General features: G+C 64.9%; 18 protein-coding genes and 1 tRNA gene. 16 read left to right on the top strand and 3 right to left on the bottom strand.

The annotated features are described in order from the left end of the window. Window positions 1–618, bottom strand: coding sequence for a DUF47 domain-containing protein (locus V9L18_RS02020; RefSeq protein WP_337345500.1), 618 nt, complete (start codon window positions 616–618; stop codon window positions 1–3). A 267-nt stretch (window positions 619–885) separates the two neighbouring features. Continuing rightward, the gene (locus V9L18_RS02025; RefSeq protein WP_337345501.1) at window positions 886–1,545 is read right to left on the bottom strand and encodes a hypothetical protein; all 660 of its coding nucleotides are present in this window, start codon (window positions 1,543–1,545) and stop codon (window positions 886–888) included. A 224-nt stretch (window positions 1,546–1,769) separates the two neighbouring features. Between V9L18_RS02025 and V9L18_RS02030 the strand changes: the two genes are divergently transcribed. From V9L18_RS02030 to araA, 5 genes are all read left to right on the top strand, one after another. After that, window positions 1,770–1,842: transfer RNA gene (locus V9L18_RS02030), tRNA-Lys, on the top strand. A gap of 215 nt (window positions 1,843–2,057) precedes the next feature. Then, a complete protein-coding gene (locus V9L18_RS02035; RefSeq protein ID WP_337345502.1) occupies window positions 2,058–3,080 on the top strand; it encodes a LacI family DNA-binding transcriptional regulator in 1,023 nt (340 codons plus the stop codon). A gap of 110 nt (window positions 3,081–3,190) precedes the next feature. Then, window positions 3,191–4,933, top strand: coding sequence for a ribulokinase (gene araB, locus V9L18_RS02040; protein ID WP_337345503.1), 1,743 nt, complete (start codon window positions 3,191–3,193; stop codon window positions 4,931–4,933). Continuing rightward, window positions 4,930–5,634 (top strand): L-ribulose-5-phosphate 4-epimerase, encoded by a 705-nt coding sequence (locus V9L18_RS02045; RefSeq protein ID WP_337345504.1) that lies wholly within the window; start codon window positions 4,930–4,932, stop codon window positions 5,632–5,634. The genes araB and V9L18_RS02045 overlap by 4 nt, the downstream gene beginning before the upstream one ends. Before the next feature lie 42 nt (window positions 5,635–5,676). Then, the gene (gene araA / locus V9L18_RS02050) at window positions 5,677–7,197 is read left to right on the top strand and encodes an L-arabinose isomerase (protein ID WP_337345505.1); all 1,521 of its coding nucleotides are present in this window, start codon (window positions 5,677–5,679) and stop codon (window positions 7,195–7,197) included. A 98-nt stretch (window positions 7,198–7,295) separates the two neighbouring features. Here araA and V9L18_RS02055 read toward each other — a convergent pair whose 3' ends face one another. Next, window positions 7,296–8,093, bottom strand: a complete 798-nt coding sequence (locus V9L18_RS02055) for a GAF and ANTAR domain-containing protein (RefSeq protein WP_337345506.1) — start codon at window positions 8,091–8,093, stop codon at window positions 7,296–7,298. Between the two features lie 463 nt (window positions 8,094–8,556). Here V9L18_RS02055 and arfA point away from each other — a divergent pair, with 463 nt between their 5' ends. From arfA to V9L18_RS02110, 11 genes are all read left to right on the top strand, one after another. Beyond that, entirely contained in the window at window positions 8,557–10,083 is a 1,527-nt protein-coding gene (arfA, locus tag V9L18_RS02060; protein WP_337345507.1) for an arabinosylfuranosidase ArfA, read from the top strand. Window positions 10,084–10,144: 61 nt separating this feature from the next. After that, on the top strand, window positions 10,145–10,720 hold the full coding sequence (locus V9L18_RS02065) for an HhH-GPD-type base excision DNA repair protein (protein ID WP_337345508.1): 576 nt from the start codon (window positions 10,145–10,147) through the stop codon (window positions 10,718–10,720). A 113-nt stretch (window positions 10,721–10,833) separates the two neighbouring features. Beyond that, window positions 10,834–11,838 carry a LacI family DNA-binding transcriptional regulator gene (locus V9L18_RS02070; protein WP_337345509.1) on the top strand — a complete coding sequence of 335 codons (1,005 nt, stop codon included), beginning with the start codon at window positions 10,834–10,836 and terminating at the stop codon, window positions 11,836–11,838. 24 nt (window positions 11,839–11,862) lie between these two features. Continuing rightward, on the top strand, window positions 11,863–12,300 hold the full coding sequence (locus V9L18_RS02075) for an SRPBCC family protein (protein ID WP_337345510.1): 438 nt from the start codon (window positions 11,863–11,865) through the stop codon (window positions 12,298–12,300). 59 nt (window positions 12,301–12,359) lie between these two features. Next, window positions 12,360–12,911 carry a cysteine hydrolase family protein gene (locus V9L18_RS02080; RefSeq protein ID WP_337345511.1) on the top strand — a complete coding sequence of 184 codons (552 nt, stop codon included), beginning with the start codon at window positions 12,360–12,362 and terminating at the stop codon, window positions 12,909–12,911. A 90-nt stretch (window positions 12,912–13,001) separates the two neighbouring features. Further along, window positions 13,002–14,417, top strand: a complete 1,416-nt coding sequence (locus V9L18_RS02085; protein WP_337345512.1) for an MFS transporter — start codon at window positions 13,002–13,004, stop codon at window positions 14,415–14,417. 126 nt (window positions 14,418–14,543) lie between these two features. Next, a complete protein-coding gene (locus V9L18_RS02090) occupies window positions 14,544–14,846 on the top strand; it encodes an urease subunit gamma (protein ID WP_337345513.1) in 303 nt (100 codons plus the stop codon). Between the two features lie 11 nt (window positions 14,847–14,857). Beyond that, entirely contained in the window at window positions 14,858–15,187 is a 330-nt protein-coding gene (locus V9L18_RS02095) for an urease subunit beta (RefSeq protein ID WP_337345514.1), read from the top strand. After that, window positions 15,184–16,914, top strand: a complete 1,731-nt coding sequence (ureC, locus tag V9L18_RS02100; protein ID WP_337345515.1) for an urease subunit alpha — start codon at window positions 15,184–15,186, stop codon at window positions 16,912–16,914. The genes V9L18_RS02095 and ureC overlap by 4 nt, the downstream gene beginning before the upstream one ends. A gap of 23 nt (window positions 16,915–16,937) precedes the next feature. Further along, complete coding sequence (gene ureE / locus V9L18_RS02105; protein ID WP_337345516.1) at window positions 16,938–17,423, top strand: urease accessory protein UreE; 486 nt, start codon at window positions 16,938–16,940, stop codon at window positions 17,421–17,423. Window positions 17,424–17,570: 147 nt separating this feature from the next. Then, window positions 17,571–18,236, top strand: a complete 666-nt coding sequence (locus tag V9L18_RS02110) for an urease accessory protein UreF (RefSeq protein WP_337345517.1) — start codon at window positions 17,571–17,573, stop codon at window positions 18,234–18,236. The last annotated feature ends 11 nt before the right edge of the window (window positions 18,237–18,247 follow it).

Consider the following 18,247-nt stretch of genomic DNA (forward strand, 5'->3'; position numbering starts at 1 on the left):
TCAGGATTCCTTGACGATGATGCTGCCCACCTGGGTGGCGATGCGCCGCATGTCCTTGGTGACTTCAACGAGCTGGTTGGCGATGTCCCGGTTGCGGGAATACTGAGCCCACTTCATGTCTGAAATCATGTCCGCCACCCAGACGCGGTGAGTGCGTTCGGCACGCTTGGCCAGCCGCAGTATTTCGATCCAGTAGTCCTCTAGGTCATCAAGGTTGTTCAGCCGGCGCATGGCGTCCACCGTCAGCTCGGCCTGGCGGCTGATGATTTCCAACTGGTCCGCAGCCCGCTTGGGGAGGCGCTCCAGCTTGTACAGGGCCACCAGTTCCGCGGCGGCGTCGAGCTTCTCGATGGCCTCGTTGAGGTAGCGGGACAGCGCGTACATGTCCTCCCGGGGGAGGGGGTTCACGAAACTGGTGCGCATGTGGGTGAGCAGGGCGAAATGCAGTTCGGCGGACTTGGCCTCGTGGTTGTGCATGTCCTCCACGAGTTTGCCGTGCTCGGCTGCGGGGACGCCCAGGATCTCGGCGAGCGTGGCGGTGGCCAGTACGATCTGGCGTGCCATCTCTGAAAGGAGGTTCAGCCCGGCGGGCTCCTGGGGAAAAAGGCGCAGCTTCACGTGGGTACCGTCTCCGGGAAATGTACTGGGATGGGGAAGCCGGCTTTGTGACTTGACCGCAGCCCGCAACTGACCATTACTCTACCGGGCGGTTACGGGGCGCTGAAAAAATGGCATAAAAATGGTGCCGAACCGGATACGCCTCTCGGCGGTAGGCCGCTCTAGGCGGCTAAATGTTGAAGCCCGGGGGTTTCGCGGTTCGACACCAGTTTCAGTGAACTACGTTGGATCGCCCAAGTCAACATTGACAGATTCAGCCTTCTGGGGTCAGTCCAGCTCGCCCAGGCGCCAGGCGTTCGCCGCATGTTCGAGGTCCTCGGCTGTCTTCACCAATTGGTGGGAGTTGCGCGTGAGCTTGCTCGCGTGGGCCTCGTTGCCGTGCTCGGCGCCGTCGGCGATGGTCGCCTGGCCGAGCGCCACTACCCGGCAGAACGCGGCCGAGCGTTCCAGCGCGACGTCGAACTCGCCGTCGAACGCCCCCGAGAGGATGGCATCAGCCATGGTCCGCATTTCATCCGCACCAGGCGGCTCGGCGGCGCCGGCCACCACGTTGGACACCTGCGCGGTGTCCTTGCCGGCACGGAAGTAGACCGAAATCCTCTCCGGGTCCTGGACGGTGGCGGCGCGCAGGGCGTACAGCCGCCAGAGGGCGCCGGGCAGGGACCGGGCCGGGCTTTCGGCCCACATCTCCGCGATGGCTTCCAATCCTTGTTCGTCGGTCAGCTTGACCAGCCGTTCGGTGATCACGGGGTCGTCGCTGTCGCGTCCGTGGCGCACCAGAGCCTGCGCGGCAAGGTGTGCAGCCTCGGAGACGCGTGCCGGATCTGGCCCCCCGGCAAACGGCTCAAAGTCGATGGGGGCGAAAGGCTTGGGCTTGTGATGCCGGTTGGCTCCGCCGTAGTGACTGGGTCCTGTTTGCTCGCTCATGCCCCCACGCTACTCCTGTGCCCAAAGGGAATCGAGTGCGTCCCGGAAGGGATGCGGGCCCCGTCGGGGAGCTGGAAACCAGTGCCGGAAAAGCACGGCGGGAAACCGCAGTGTCGGCGTACGACGGCGGCGCTCACCTGCGTGCCGGATCAGCCCCCGGTCTGGGGTACAGTATTAACGTCCAGAAATGGATTGGGCTGATCGGCTCTTTTGACGGTCAGTTGGGGCCTTTAGCTCAGTTGGTAGAGCATCGGACTTTTAATCCGTGGGTCGTGGGTTCGAGCCCCACAGGGCCCACTCTTTCACCGAAGAGTGGCAAGTCCCCGGCATCCTGGAAACAGGCTGCCGGGGACTTTTTCTTTGCCGTGAATCCCGGCTTTCCTACCCTGTTGCCGTTCCCGCCCTTCAAGGCCCGGATCTGCGGACAAGCTTAGGACGGGGCGGCAAGGCCGGACATCCAGTACTCGATCAGGCATCAACCGCTGGCGCATGGCAACGGGCACAATGGGTACATGTCAAAAAGCAGCAACGGGCGACTGCCGCGCCTTGAAGACGTGGCCGAGCTCGCGGGTGTCTCCCACCAGACGGTCTCACGCGTCATCAACAACCACCCGAACGTCAGCAAGGCCACCCGGGAAAAAGTGGAAGCTGCCATTGCGGAGCTGGGCTACCGCCGGAACACCGCGGCCCGCAGCCTGGTGACCCGGCGCTCGCAGACCATCGGCGTGCTGGGCAGCGAACTCTCCCAGTACGGGCCGGCCAACACGCTGCTGGGAGTCGAACAGGCCGCGCGGGATGCCGGCTACTTCGTCAGCATCGCCGCACTCCGCTCCGTCAGCCGCGACGCCATTTTCGACGCCTTGCGGCACTTCACGGACCAATCGGTTGACGGTATCGCAGTGCTGGTGCCGCACTCCGAAACCCTGCAGATCCTTGAGGAATTCAACCCCGGAGTGCCCGTGGTTGCCGTCGGATCCCTGGGCAACGACGCGGTGAGTGGCGCCATGGTGGACCAGAGACGCGGCGCCGAACTCGCCGTCGGGCATCTCATCGAGCTGGGGCACCGCAGGATTGGTCATGTGGCGGGTCCTGGGGACTGGATCGACGGCGCCCTCCGCGCCGAGGGCTGGCGGGCAGCCCTCGAGGAGGCCGGGCTCCCGCATGATCTGCTGGTCGAAGGAGACTGGAGCGCTGGCAGTGGTTACGAGATCGGCCGCCGGCTCGCAGCGAAGCGCACCGCCACGGCGCTCTTTGTGGGCAACGACCAGATGGCGCTGGGACTGCTTCGGGCGTTCAACGAGGCCGGGGTCCGCGTTCCCGACGACGTCTCCGTGGTTGGGTTCGACGACCAGCCGGAGTCGGGGTACTTCACTCCGCCGCTCACCACCGTGCGCCAGGACTTTGAGGAGCTCGGCAGGCGCTGCATGGACATCATGCTGAAGGAGATCGAGGCTGGTGCCGCCGTGAGTTCCACCGTTGTCACCCCCCAACTGGTCCTTCGGGCCAGCACGTCAGGACCCGCCGCGGCCCCGTAGTCCTGCTGCCGTAGTCGTTGAGCTATTTCGGACTCTTGACTTCAATGTTGTTAGCGCTCACAATTGACAGCAGGCCGCGAGGTGGCGGCAGCTCATTGGAGGAACTTTTTATGGACGTCACAGTAGACGGCACAGACAACTACGTCATCGGCGTGGACTACGGGACGCTCTCCGGACGCGCGGTGGTGGTCCGGGTCAGGGATGGCAAGGAACTCGGCAGCGGGGTTTTTGACTACCCGCACGCGGTAGTCACTGATGCGCTGCCGGCGGATGTGGCAGGTGCAGCCGCCGCACGGCTGCCTGGCGAATGGGCTCTCCAGGTCCCCAACGACTACCGCGACGTCCTCCGCAACGCAGTTCCAGCAGCGATCGCTGCCGCAGGGATCGACCCGGCGGCCGTCGTCGGCATTGCCACTGACTTCACTGCCTGCACCATGGTGCCGGTGAAGGCGGACGGAACCCCGTTGAACGAGCTGGAAGGCTTCGCCAACCGGCCCCACGCCTACGTGAAGCTGTGGCGCCACCACGCCGCGCAGCCGCAGGCGGACCGGATCAACGACCTAGCCGCGGAACGCGGCGAATCGTGGCTTCCCCGCTACGGCGGGCTCATCTCCTCCGAGTGGGAATTCGCCAAAGGCCTGCAGTTGCTGGAAGAGGACCCGGAAGCCTACGCCGCCATGGACCACTGGGTCGAAGCAGCCGACTGGATCGTCTGGCAGCTTTGCGGGCAGTACGTACGCAACGCCTGCACTGCCGGCTACAAAGGCATCTACCAGGACGGCCGCTACCCGTCCGAGGACTTCCTGGCCGCGCTGAACCCGGCGTTCAAGGACTTCGTCAGCGCCAAACTCGAACACACGATCGGACGTCTCGGCGATGCCGCGGGCTACCTCACGGCAGAGGCAGCCGAGTGGACGGGCCTGCCGGAGGGCATCGCCGTCGCGGTGGGCAACGTGGACGCGCACGTCACCGCCCCGGCTGCCCGGGCGGTGGATCCGGGCCAGCTGGTGGCCATCATGGGCACTTCCACCTGCCATGTCATGAACGGCACCGAACTGCACGAGGTGCCCGGCATGTGCGGCGTGGTGGACGGCGGAATCGTCGACGGGCTGTGGGGCTACGAGGCCGGACAGTCCGGTGTAGGCGACATCTTCGGCTGGTTCACCAAGAACGGCGTCCCGCCGGAATACCACCAGGCCGCAGCCGAAAAGAACCTGGGCATCCACGAATACCTCACCGAACTCGCCTCCCGCCAGGGGATCGGCGAGCACGGCCTGATCGCCTTGGACTGGCACTCCGGCAACCGCTCGGTGCTGGTGGACCACGAGCTCTCCGGCGTGGTGGTGGGCCAGACCCTGGCCACGAAACCAGAAGATACCTACCGTGCCCTGCTCGAAGCAACGGCCTTCGGTACGCGCACCATTGTGGACGCCTTCCGTGATTCCGGGGTGCCGGTGAAGGAATTCATCGTGGCCGGCGGCCTCCTGAAGAACAAGCTCCTGATGCAGATCTACGCGGACATCACCGGGCTGCAGCTCTCCACCATCGGCTCAACCCAGGGTCCGGCACTGGGCTCGGCCATCCACGCAGCCGTCGCGGCCGGAAAGTTCGCCGACATCCGCGAGGCTGCGGCAGCCATGGGCTCCGAGCCCGGGGAGGTCTACACCCCGATCCCGGAAAACGTTGCCGCCTACGAGGAACTGTTCGTCGAATACCGCGCCCTCCACGACTACTTCGGCCGCGGCGCCAACGACGTGATGCACCGGCTCAAGGCCATCGCGCGCCGCTCCGCCAAAGCGTCCAGTCCTGGCACAGCAGCCGCCACCCCCGCCACCGTTGGAGCCTCCGCATGAGCACCGCAACCGCTAACACGCTGGAAACCATTGCCCGGATCCGGGCGGAAGTTTGCGCCCTGCACGCCGAGCTCACCCGCTACGAACTGGTGGTGTGGACCGCCGGCAACGTCTCGGCCCGAGTTCCCGGCCGAGATCTGCTGGTCATCAAACCTTCCGGCGTTTCCTACGATGACCTGACGCCCGAGCAGATGGTGGTCACCGACCTCCACGGGGTGCCAGTGGATGGCGATGCGGACGGTGAGTGGGGCAACCCGCCGCTGTCGCCGTCGTCGGACACCGCGGCGCACGCCTACGTCTACCGGAACATGCCCGACGTCGGCGGCGTGGTGCACACGCACTCCACGTACGCCACGGCCTGGGCCGCCCGGGGCGAATCGATCCCGTGCGTGCTGACCATGATGGGCGACGAATTCGGCGGCTCCATTCCGGTGGGCCCGTTCGCACTGATCGGCGACGACTCGATTGGCCAAGGCATCGTGGAGACGCTGAAGAACTCCAATTCGCCCGCCGTGCTGATGCAGAACCACGGCCCCTTCACCATCGGCAAGGATGCCCGCTCCGCAGTGAAGGCTGCCGTGATGTGTGAGGAAGTAGCACGCACCGTGCACATTTCGCGCCAGCTGGGCGAGCCGATCCCGATCGACCAGGGCCATATCGACTCCCTTTACGCCCGCTACCAGAACGTCTACGGCCAGTAACGCTGCCCGTCAGCCCACCGAACTTACTTCGCAGGAGAACCCATGAGCACCGCAGCAAACACTTCCCTTGACGGCTTCGAGGTCTGGTTCCTCACCGGCAGCCAGCACCTCTACGGCGAGGATGTCCTCAAGCAGGTGGCCGCCCAGTCCCAGGAGATCGCCAACCAGCTCAACGCCTCCTCTGCTGTCCCGGTCAAGATCGTCTGGAAGCCGGTCCTGACCGACTCGGATGCGATCCGCCGCACCGCGCTGGAAGCCAACTCGGACGATGCCGTCATCGGCGTCACCGCCTGGATGCACACCTTTTCCCCGGCCAAGATGTGGATCCAGGGCCTGGACCTGCTGCGCAAGCCGCTCCTTCACCTGCATACCCAGGCCAACCGTGACCTGCCCTGGGCGGACATCGACTTCGACTTCATGAACCTCAACCAGGCCGCCCACGGCGACCGCGAGTTCGGCTATATCCAGTCCCGCCTGGGCATCGCCCGCAAGACCGTAGTGGGGCACGTCTCCAACCCGGAGGTGGCCCGCCAGGTGGGCGTATGGCAGCGCGCCGCCGCCGGCTGGGCCGCCGTCCGCACCCTGAAGCTCACCCGCTTCGGCGACAACATGCGCAACGTCGCCGTCACCGAGGGTGACAAGACCGAGGCCGAGCTGCGCTTCGGCGTCTCGGTCAACACCTGGTCCGTCAACGAACTCGCCGAGGCCGTGCACGGCGCCGCGGAGGCCGACGTCGACACCTTGGTAGCGGAGTACGAGGACCTCTACGACGTGGTTCCGGAGCTCCGCGCAGGCGCGGCCCGCCACGACGCCCTCCGCTACGGCGCCCGCATCGAACTGGGCCTGCGCAGCTTCCTCGAAGCCAATGGATCCGCCGCCTTCACCACCTCCTTCGAGGACCTCGGCGCGCTCCGCCAGCTCCCGGGCCTTGCCGTGCAGCGGCTCATGGCCGATGGCTACGGCTTCGGTGCCGAGGGCGACTGGAAGACCGCCATCCTGGTCCGGGCGGCCAAAGTGATGGGCGCCGGCCTGCCCGGTGGGGCTTCCCTGATGGAGGACTACACCTACCACCTTGAGCCCGGTTCGGAGAAGATCCTGGGCGCGCACATGCTGGAGGTCTGCCCGTCCCTGACGGCTGGAAAGCCGACCCTGGAGATCCACCCGCTGGGTATCGGCGGCCGCGAAGACCCGGTCCGTCTGGTGTTCGACGCCGACGCCTCCCCAGGCGTGGTGGTTGCCCTCTCGGACATGCGGGACCGCTTCCGCCTCGTGGCCAACGCCGTGGATGTCGTCCCCCTGGACCAGCCGCTGCCCAACCTCCCCGTCGCCCGCGCCCTGTGGCAGCCGAAGCCCGACTTCGCCACGAGTGCCGCCGCGTGGCTCACCGCCGGCGCCGCGCACCACACCGTGCTCAGCACCGCCGTCGGCATGGATGTGTTTGAGGACTTCGCCGAGATCGCCAAAACCGAACTCCTCACCATCGACGAGGACACCACCATCCGCCAGTTCAAGAAGGACCTGAACTGGAATGCTGCCTATTACAAATTGGCTGGCGGAATCTAAGCCCGTGGTAGTTCGCAGGGTTAATTGAAATCAGGGCGCGAACACCGCGCCCTGATTTCAGTTAATGGCCTTCTATATCGCCAACACCCGGCGCCCACCTACTGGTCGAAGTGGGTTCGGGGCGCGCCATCGGGGAGTTTGTCCAGAATGTCCTCGGCCACCTTGCGGAGTTTGATGTTCCGGTGGCTTGAAGCATTGGAGATGATGCCGAAAGCCTCACGATAGGAACATCGGTTCTGCGCCATGATGACGCCGCAGGCGATGTCGATGGAGGTCCGGCTCTCCAGGGCTGAGCGGAGATCGGCTGCGGATGACCGGGCTTCCCTGAGCTCCGTGACCAGCCTGAGGCTCCGGGATGCGAGGTCCGCAAAGCCGAGGGCGGCGGCAACCACAGGCTGTGGAAATGCAGCCGTTCTGGCGGCAAAAAACACCAGGGCGGACTGCGCGCCGTCGTCAAGTTGCAGCCGCACCGCCATCATGCTCTTATAGCCGGCGGACCTCAGGTTGCGCCTGTATTGGGGCCAGCGGAAATCAGCTGACATGTGGTTTGCGGCTACAGGAAGCCCTGTAGCCAGCGCATCCGTCAGCGGCCCCTCTCCGAGTTCCAGTTCTAGCGAAGCCAGCTCGCGGGCATGGTCGACTGTGCCCGCAAGGGTGGGGTGCTTGCCGTGGTGCAGCACAACAGCGCATTCCACAGCGCCACCCGTGGCCTGGCTGAGAGTTGCGCCGGCCATCCTGGCCAGCGTGTCCAGCGATTCCGTGAGGCTTTGGGCACCCGTCACGAGATCGAGCAAGAGGCCTTCACGCAGGCCGTCAATTTCCGGGACGTCGAAGGCACCCCGGGATGATTGCCCTCCATCGCTGGGGGACGGAGAAGGCGGAGACGGATTCGTCATGGCTGTGTCAGCGGGTCCCGGGCGCGGTGGCGCTGGCACAGGCAGATTGCGCGAACAGAGGGCCGGCGACGGCTGGGGGAGAGGCCTTGGTCTCAAAGACCTCCTCGTCGCCGGCCCCGCTTGGTGCCCCGGTCATGAGGGCCGGGAAGTCGCAGCATTCGGGTCCTGCCCGCATCCTTTCTCACACCCCCAAGTGAGCAATTCACGTTCCTTCTCTCAGTCGAAAGTAGTTCTCGACGACAGCTGAGAGAACGGTAATCGGTACTCGTTTTTCAGATTAGGTACTACTTGGTTTTGCGACTGAGTACTCACATTTGGTCTCTGCGTGCGTTGTTGCCTAGCCTCGGGTTTTTTGTGCCTTTGGCAGAAACCAATCTCCGAACAGGCCTTGACTCACCTCGTTGTCAACGCTAACAATTGATTTCTATAACGTTGTAGAAGAATCAGAAACGAGGAAGTTTTCGTGGGCACATCAGAGTCAGCCGCAGCTAAGGTCACCATCGACCCGTCCTTCACCGTAGGGCCCGTCCGCCGCCGTACCTTCGGTGCGTTTGTGGAGCACCTGGGCCGCTGCGTCTATACCGGGATCTTTGAGCCGGAGCACCCCAAAGCGGATGAAGACGGTTTCCGGACGGACGTCCTGGACCTGACCCGCGAGCTGGGCGTCTCCACCGTCCGCTACCCCGGCGGAAACTTCGTGTCCGGTTACCGGTGGGAAGACGGGGTGGGCCCGGCGGAACAGCGCCCTGCACGGCTTGACCTCGCCTGGCACTCCACGGACCCCAACCTCGTGGGCGTGGACGAGTTCGCCAGGTGGTCCGCCAAAGCCGGCGTCGAAACCATGATGGCCGTTAACCTTGGCACCCGTGGCACGCAGGAAGCGCTGGACCTGCTCGAATACTGCAATATCGACGGCGGCACTGCGTTCTCGGACCAGCGCAAAGCCAACGGCGCGGAGAACGGCTACGGCATCAAGATGTGGTGCCTCGGCAACGAGATGGACGGACCGTGGCAGATCGGCCACAAGAACGCCCTCGAATACGGCCGGCTCGCGGCAGACACTGCCCGCGGCATGCGAATGATCGATCCGGACCTGGAACTGGTGGCCTGCGGCAGCTCCGGACCCACCATGCCCACCTTCGGCGAGTGGGAGCGGGTGGTCCTGACCGAGACCTACGAACTCGTTGACCTGATCTCCGCGCACCAGTACTTCGAGGACTTCGGCGACTTGCAGGAACACCTCGCCGCCGGACACAAGATGGACTCCTTCATCCGCGACATCGTGGCCCACATCGACCACGTGAAGTCGGTCAAGAAGTCCGACAAGCAGGTCAATATCTCCTTCGACGAATGGAACGTGTGGCACATGAGCCGCGGCGAGTCCAAGTCCCCGAGCGGCCAGGACTGGCCGGTGGCTCCCGTCCTGCTGGAGGACGTCTACACGGTGGCGGACGCCGTCGTCGTCGGGGACCTGCTGATTACGCTGCTGCGCAATACGGACCGTGTGCACTCAGCGAGCCTGGCGCAGCTGGTCAACGTCATCGCGCCCATCATGACCGAACCGGGCGGCCGGGCGTGGAAGCAGACCACCTTCCACCCGTTCGCACTGACCTCCCGCCACGCCGTCGGCACTGTGCTGCAGCTCGCCGTCGAATCTCCGCTGGTCAGCGGCGGCAAGACAACGGGCTTCACTGCGTTGTCCGCCGTGGCAACGCTCGACGCCGACAAGGGTGAGGCAGTGGTCTTCGCCGTGAACCGCTCGGCAACGGACGCACTCACCCTGGACGCCGCCGTCGCCGGACTGGGCAACGTCAAGGTCATTGAAGCGGTCACTTACGCCAACAAGGACCCGTACTGGCAGGCCACCGCAGATGACTCGACGTCGGTCCTGCCCGTCGAGAACGTCAGCGTCAAGGCCGACGGCGGGCGGCTCACAGCGGAACTGCCCGCAGTGTCCTGGTCCATGATCCGCGTGGCGCTGGAGCCCTAACGGCCGCTGCGCCTTCCGAGGCTCATGACGGGGGCGGTGGGTTGGTGGAAAGATAAGGGCCATGGAACTTCACATCACCGGTGACCCGGCTGCCGACAAACTCCTGAGCGACGACGCGTTTGCGCTCCTGACCGGCATGCTGCTGGACCAGCAGGTGACCATGGAATCCGCCTTTGCGGGCCCGGAAAAGATCCGGGCCCGCATCGGTTCGATCGCACCGGCCGCCGTTGCGGCCTATGAACCGCATGCCTTTGTGGAGGTGTTCAAAGAGCGGCCGGCAGTGCACCGGTTCCCCGGCTCCATGGCGGGGCGCGTCCAGGCCCTCGCGGAGACCGTGCAGCGCGACTGGGACGGTGATGCCACGCTGATCTGGACCAAGGGTGAGCCCGATGGCAAGGAAGTCCTGCGCCGGCTTCAGGAATTACCGGGCTTCGGGGAGCAGAAGGCAAAAATCTTCCTTGCGCTCCTGGGCAAGCAACGCGGACTGCAAGCTCCCGGCTGGCGTGAAGCCGCCGGCCACTACGGCCAGGAGGACGCATTCCTCTCCGTCGCGGACATCGTGGACCCTGACTCACTCGCCAAGGTGCGGGCTTCGAAGCAGGCGGCAAAAGCTGCCGCCAAGGCTGCCAAAGGCTGATCCCTCCCCCTGGCCGGTCAAACGGCGGATGCCGTGACGACGGCGGGTTGTTCCGGTTGCGACAATATCTGCAACGATGTACGGAAACAGATCGCAAGGAGAATGAAGCACCGATGGCAGTCACCATGAACGACGTTGCGCGCGCCGCGGGTGTATCGCTGAAAACGGTATCGAATGTGCTCAACGACTATGAGTTCATCCGGCCGGCCACTAAGCAACGGGTCCACGATGCCATCGCGGAACTCGGCTACGAGGCAAACTTGACCGCGCGGAGCCTCCGCTCGGGCAAGACGCGCATGCTGGGCCTGGTCGTGTCTGACTTGTCCGCGCCGTACTACGCGGAACTGGCGTCCCGGCTGATGACCGTGGCCTCCCGTCGAGGCTACCGGGTACTGATAGAGCAGTCCGGAGCCGCGGCCGAAAACGAGCGGACGGCCCTGCAGGGGGCTTTCCGCCAACTGACCGACGGCCTGCTCTTTACGCCGCTGGCGATGGATGCCGACGCCGTTGCCTCCTTCCGCGGCAAGAAACCGGTGGTGCTGCTGGGGGAGCACATCATGGATCCCCGCCTGGACCTTGTCACGATGAAGAACGCGGAAGCTGCGCAGGCGGTCACGGCCCACCTGCTGGCGGCAGGCCGCCGTCGGATTGCGGTGATGGGTGCCCATCCGGAGGAATCGGCCGGGGGCGCGGGCCTGCGCCTGCGTGGTTACCGCAAAGCTTTGGAAGCTGCCGGCGTGGGCTTTGACCCTGCGCTGGTGGCGCCCGGCGAGTGGCGGCGCGATGCGGGGGCGGCGGCCGTTGCCGGCTTGCTGGATCGCGGTGTTTCCTTTGACGCAGTGTTCGGTCTTAACGATGCCATCGCGCTCGGTGCCATGCACGAACTGCTGGTCCGCGGTGTGAGGGTCCCGCAGGATGTTGCCGTTGCGGGCTTTGATGACATCGACGAGGCACGCTTCGCGTCGCCGTCGCTCACTACGGTGTCGCCGGGCATGGATGAGATTGCCGAGAGGTCCATCGGACTTCTGATTGACCGGATCGAAGGGCTGGAAACGGCGGATGCCGGAGTTCATATCGAAGCCGGCTTTGTGCTGAAAGTCCGGGAATCCGCACCGTAACCTGACCGGCGCGAAGGGAAAACCATGATTGACGTCCGGACTGAAACAGTGATCAACAGGCCGCGCGCGGAGGTGGCCGGGTACGCGGCGGATCCGACGAATGCGCCGGAGTGGTACAGCAACATCAAGTCCGTGCACTGGGAAACGGCGCCGCCCCTGGGTGTAGGCTCCCGGCTGGCCTTCGTGGCCGAGTTCCTGGGACGCACCCTTGAGTACACGTACGAATTCACGGAGCTGAACCCTGGAGCCTCGCTGACGATGCGCACAGCCCAGGGTCCGTTCCCCATGCAGACCACCTATACCTGGCAGGACGCCGGCCCGGGTGCCACCCGCATGACGCTGCGCAACACGGGCAGCCCGGCTGGCTTCTCCCGGCTGGCTGGCCTGGTCATGGCACCCATGATGCGCCGCGCCATGCGCAAGGATCTGGCCCGGCTGAAGGCGCTGCTGGAAGCCCGCTGAGGGTTCGTTCTCTCAGGTAACCTTGGCAGCACCTCTTCCGGAGCCGAAAGGGTGGATCGATGATTGCTCTGCTGGTAATCGATATGCAGAACGCCTACTTTGAAGACCCGGCGCTCGCCGCCCAACAAAAAGACCTGGTGGCGGCCTGCAACGAACTCGTGGAAGCCTTCGCATCCAACGGACACAAGGCCCTGCTGGTCGGCACCGAACACGAGCAGGACAAATCCACATGGTCACTGAACATGCTCGACGACGACCAAGGGTTCATCTTCCGCGGCAGTGAACAGGCCCGGTTCGTGCCCGGGCTGGCGATTGACGGCCTGCCGCAGCTGGTGAAGACCCGTGACAGCGCGTTCATCGGCACGGACCTCCTCTCCCGGCTCCGGAACTGGGGCGTGGACGAGGTAGTTCTGGCGGGAGTGTCAACCCACAACTGCATCGCGCAGACGGGGGCGGACGCCTTCGCCCGGAATATCCGCGTCACGTACGCCGAAGATGCCACGGGGTCAGAGAACACCCGGGCCGCCGCTGACATGCTGCGCATCCTCTCTGATGAGTACCGCCAACGGGTGCAGTCCAATGCGGAGATCCTGCGCCGGATCGGGGACTAGGAGGAGTGCGCCGCTAGCCGTCTCCAGGCGGTGCCCCTCACTGGTCTCCTGCCATGTCCGTGCCGGGTGGTTGTCAGTACACTGGGACGCATGACCGAGCAGGAACCGGCCAGGCAGCTGGCCGATCCGGACGCCATCGACACGTCATTGCGCACCCCGGCACAGCGGTCCCGCACGTTCGCAGGGATCCTGGTGAACACTGCCCTCGCCAACATCACCACCAGCTACCTGTGGTTCGCCCTGACTTTTTGGGTGTACGTGGAGACGCGCAACGTGATCGCCACTGGGGTCATCGGAGGCGCCTACATGCTGCTGATCGCTGTTTCCAGCATCAGCTTCGGCACGTTCGTGGACCGCTACCGCAAGCTGGCCGTGATGCGCTTCGCCGCCGGCTTCGCCCTGGTGATGTTCGTGCTCTCCGGGGTGATGTTCCTGCTGACGCCCGCCCGCTCGATGCTGGACCTGACGCAGCCGTGGTTCTGGATCTTCGCCCTGATCATCCTGACCGGTGCGGTGGTGGAAAACATGCGCAACATCGCCCTGTCCACGACGGTCACCATTCTCATCGAGCCGGATCGGCGGGCCAATGCCAACGGGCTGGTGGGCATGGTGCAGGGACTCATGCTCATCGTCACCTCCGTGCTCTCCGGGCTTTCGGTCGGGCTGCTGGGGATGGGCTGGACGGTCGTGGTGGCCCTCGTGCTCACGGCGCTGGCATTCGCGCACCTGCTCATGCTGCGCATGCCCGAGGAAGTGCGGCCGGCAGCCACGGATGCCCACGGCGGTTTCGACCTGCGCGGCTCCCTCGCCGCCGTACTGGCGGTCTCCGGTCTGTTCGCGCTGATCCTGTTCTCCACGTTCAACAACTTCATCGGCGGCGTCTACATGGCGTTGATGGATCCCTACGGCCTGGAGATGTTCTCCGTGGAGCTGTGGGGCACGTTCTTTGCTGTGGCCTCCACTGGGTTCCTCATCGGCGGAGCGCTGATCGGCAAGTTTGGACTCGGGGCCAACCCCTTGCGCACCATGCTCATCGCCGTGATCGTCATGGGTGTCCTCGGCGCCGTCTTCACGCTGCGGGAGTGGGCGTGGCTCTACATTGCGGGCATTTGGCTGTACCTGGTCCTGATACCTTTCGTGGAGGCCGCGGAGCAGACCGTCATCCAGCAGGTGGTGCCTCTGCAGCGGCAAGGCCGGGTGTTCGGATTCGCCATGGCCTTTGAGTCCGCCGCGGCGCCAATCACCGCGTTCCTCATCGCCCCGATCGCCCAGGTCTGGATTATCCCGTACGCCCGGTCCGCTGAGGGCGCCGCCGAGTTGGCCCCGCTGCTGGGCGAGGGCACCTCCCGTGGCATCGCCCTAGTGTTCCTGGTAGCTGGGATCATCATGATCGCGGCCGCGCTGCTGGCCTTCCTGACCCCCGTTTACCGCCGGGTCTCGGCGTCCTATGCGCAGGCTGCTGCTGAGGAACCGGGGATGGCGGAGAGCAGGACGCCGGAAATCTGACGGAAACCTAACCGGCCTACGCTAATCAGGAAATCCGCCACGGAGGCGATGCGTCGGAGAAGCTGGCTTGCATGATCCTCCGGGTCTATAAACGTAGGACCGTGCCCGGCACCAGAAGGGAACCTGATGCATCTGATGCCCCGTGAGCAGGAAAAGCTCATGATCGTGGTGGCCGCCGATCTTGCCCGGCGGCGGCAGGCCCGAGGACTTAAGCTCAACTACCCCGAAGCCGTTGCCATCATCAGTTACGAACTCATCGAAGGCGCCCGTGATGGCCGCACCGTGGCGGACCTGATGAGCTACGGCACCACAATCATCACCCGGGAAGACGTGATGGAAGGCGTCCCGGAAATGATCCATGACGTCCAGATCGAAGCCACGTTCCCTGACGGCACCAAGCTTGTCACCGTCCACGATCCGATCCGATAAGGCAGGCGGCCATGATTCCAGGCGAATACATCCTTCGGTCCGAACCGGTAACGGTGAACGCCGGACGGGAGGCGATCGACGTCGTCGTCACCAACACCGGTGACCGGCCCGTGCAGGTGGGCTCGCACTTCCATTTTGCCGAAGCGAACGCTGCGCTCACCTTCGACAGGCAGGCTGCCTATGGGCGCAGGCTGGACATCCCCGCCGGGACGGCCGCACGCTTCGAACCGGGGGACAGCAGGACCGTGCGGTTGATTGAACTCGCAGGCAGCCGCCAGGTCTACGGCCTGAGCAACGCGGTCAACGGTCCGCTGGTAGCTCCGGAAGCAGGTTCCAAATGAGCTTCGACCTTCCCCGCCGGCAGTACGCGGACCTGTACGGCCCGACGACGGGCGACGCCATCCGGCTGGCGGACACCGAATTGTTCCTTGAAATCGAGAAGGACCTTACGGTCTACGGCGAGGAAGTGGTGTTCGGCGGCGGCAAAGTGATCCGCGACGGCATGGGCCAGAACGGCCAAGTGGTGCGGAGTGAAGACGTTCCGGACACTGTCATCACCAACGCCGTCATCCTCGACTACACGGGCATCTACAAGGCTGACGTTGCGCTTCGGGACGGCCATATCTTTAAGATCGGCAAGGCAGGCAACCCCCAGATCACCGACGGAGTGGACATCGTCATCGGCCCCAGCACCGAAATCATCGCCGGGGAACGAAAAATCCTCACCGCCGGCGGCATCGACACCCACATCCACTTCATCTCCCCGGACCAGGTCCCCACCGCCCTCACCAGCGGCGTTACCACCATGGTGGGTGGTGGCACTGGCCCGGCCGAAGGCACCAAAGCCACCACCGTCACCCCCGGCAAATGGCACATCCAGCGCATGCTGCAGGCGGCAGAGGGGCTGCCCGTCAACATCGGCTTGCTTGGAAAGGGCCATGCGTCCGCCGTCGAACCCCTCGCCGAGCAGATCCGCGCCGGTGCCATCGGGCTCAAGGTCCACGAAGACTGGGGCTCCACCACCTCCTCGATCGACAACTCGCTCAAGGTGGCCGACGAATACGACGTCCAGGTGGCCATCCACACCGACACGCTCAACGAGTGCGGCTTCGTGGAGGACACCATCCGCGCCATCGACGGCCGCGTCATCCACACCTTCCACACGGAAGGCGCCGGTGGCGGGCACGCGCCGGACATCATCCGGATCGCCGGGCTGCCCAACGTCCTGCCGGCGTCCACCAACCCCACGCTGCCGTACACACGGAACACCATCGAAGAGCACCTGGACATGCTCATGGTCTGCCACCACCTCAACCCGGACATCCCCGAGGACGTGGCCTTCGCCGATTCCCGCATCCGCGCCGAAACCATCGCTGCCGAGGACGTCCTGCAGGACCTGGGCATCTTCTCCATCACGTCCTCCGACTCCCAGGCCATGGGCCGCGTGGGGGAGGTAATTACCCGCACCTGGCAGGTGGCGGACAAGATGAAGAAGCAGCGCGGCGTTTTGAACGATCCCGACGGCGGCACGCACGGCACTGCGGGCAGCGACAACTTCCGGCTCAAGCGCTACGTGGCGAAATACACCATCAACGCTGCCATCGCCCAAGGCATGGCCGAGTCCATCGGATCGGTGGAGGAGGGCAAGTTCGCTGACCTGGTGCTCTGGGACCCGGCCTTCTTCGGCGTCAAACCCGAACTCGTGCTCAAAGGCGGCCAGATCGCCTACGCGCTCATGGGCGACGCCAACGCCTCCATCCCCACCCCGCAGCCACGGACCATGCGCCCCATGTTCGCCGCGTTCGGCAAAGCGGTGCAGCAGTCCTCCATCACGTTCCTGTCGCAGGCAGCCATCGACGCCGGGGTCCCCGAGGAACTGGGCCTGCAGAAAGTCATCCGGCCCGTCTCCGGCATCCGCTCCCTGACCAAGGCTGACCTCAAGTACAACGGCGCCACTCCCGACATCCAGGTGGACCCTGAGACTTACCAGGTGACCGTCGACGGCGAGGACGTCACCTGCGAGCCCTCCGACGTCCTGCCCATGGCCCAGCGCTACTTCCTCTTCTAACTTCCCCACCACCGGAGCCCTACGTGATCATCGAAAAAGTCCTCGGCAACCTCCACGAGCTTCCCACCGCGGACCTGGCCGCCTACATTGGGCTGCACCGCGAGAAAGTGGTGCTGCCCAGCGCGCAGCTGGTCAAGCGCATCCAGCGCGTTACTACCGACCACGGCAAGGAAATCGGCATCCGGCTGCCCTCCGGCTCCGGTGACCTTCGCGACGGCGACATCCTCCACGTTGCCGAAACGAACATGATCGTAGTGTCCGTGCTCCCCACCGACGTGCTCGTGGTGAGCCCGCGGACCATCCACGAAATGGGCGTCGTGGCACACTCCCTGGGCAACCGTCACCTCCAGGCCCAGTTCTTCGACTCGACCTCCGAGTACGGGGCTGACGTCATGGTGTGCGCCTATGACCACACCGTCGAGGACTACCTTCGCCACGTCGGCGTGCCCTTTACCCGCCAGGAGCGCGTCATGCCTGTGCCTTTTCGCCATGCTGAGCACTCGCACTAGCATCGCCGCAGACGCGGCAGGTTCGATCGCCTCGGGGGCTTCGACGGGAGATAGGGGCCGTGCCCGCTTCGCGGTGCCCACCACGCCGCGGCCCCTATCTCCCGTCTCCGCCGATCCGAAAGGTCACCTCTCGTCGAGGTGCTTGCCATGAGTTACCAGCTTGGGCTGCAGCAGCTTACTGACTCTGCCCTTCCTACTGGGGCCTTCGCACACTCTCTTGGGTTTGAGACGTACGTCGACGCTGGGGTCATTTTTGATGAAGGGTCTTTTGGCGTGTGGCTCCGTGCGTTTATCGAGCAGCAGTTGACGTACTCGGATGGGTTGGCCATCCGGTTCTTTTATGAGGGGGCTGATGTTGAGGAGTTGGATGAGCTCTTGTCTGCTTCTTTACTGCCTCGGCAGGTTCGGGAGGCGAGCTTGAAGATGGGTGGGCGGTTGCTGGAGATCGGGGCTGAGGTGTTCCCGTCCCCTTCACTCGCGCTGTACCGGGACCTGGTGACCACTGGCCGGGCCGCCGGGCATCAGCCGCTGGCGTTCGCCGTCGTCGCACGCTCCCTGGGGGTGCCGCTCGGGGAGGCGCTCAGCGCTTACCTTTTCGCCGCCGTCACATCACTGACTCAAAACGCCGTCCGGGCCATTCCGCTGGGGCAGAACGCCGGCCAGCGGCTGCTGCGGACAGCGGCCGACGACGTCGCTGCCGCCGTCGAACGCATCGCCCTCCTGACGCCGGACGACTTCGGGGCCCTCAGCCCCGGACTGGAAATTTCACAGATGCGGCACGAGCGGCAACGCGCCCGAATGTTCATGAGCTAGCAGGAGGACAC

Source organism: Pseudarthrobacter sp. CCNWLW217, from assembly GCF_037203985.1.
GTDB lineage: Bacteria > Actinomycetota > Actinomycetes > Actinomycetales > Micrococcaceae > Arthrobacter.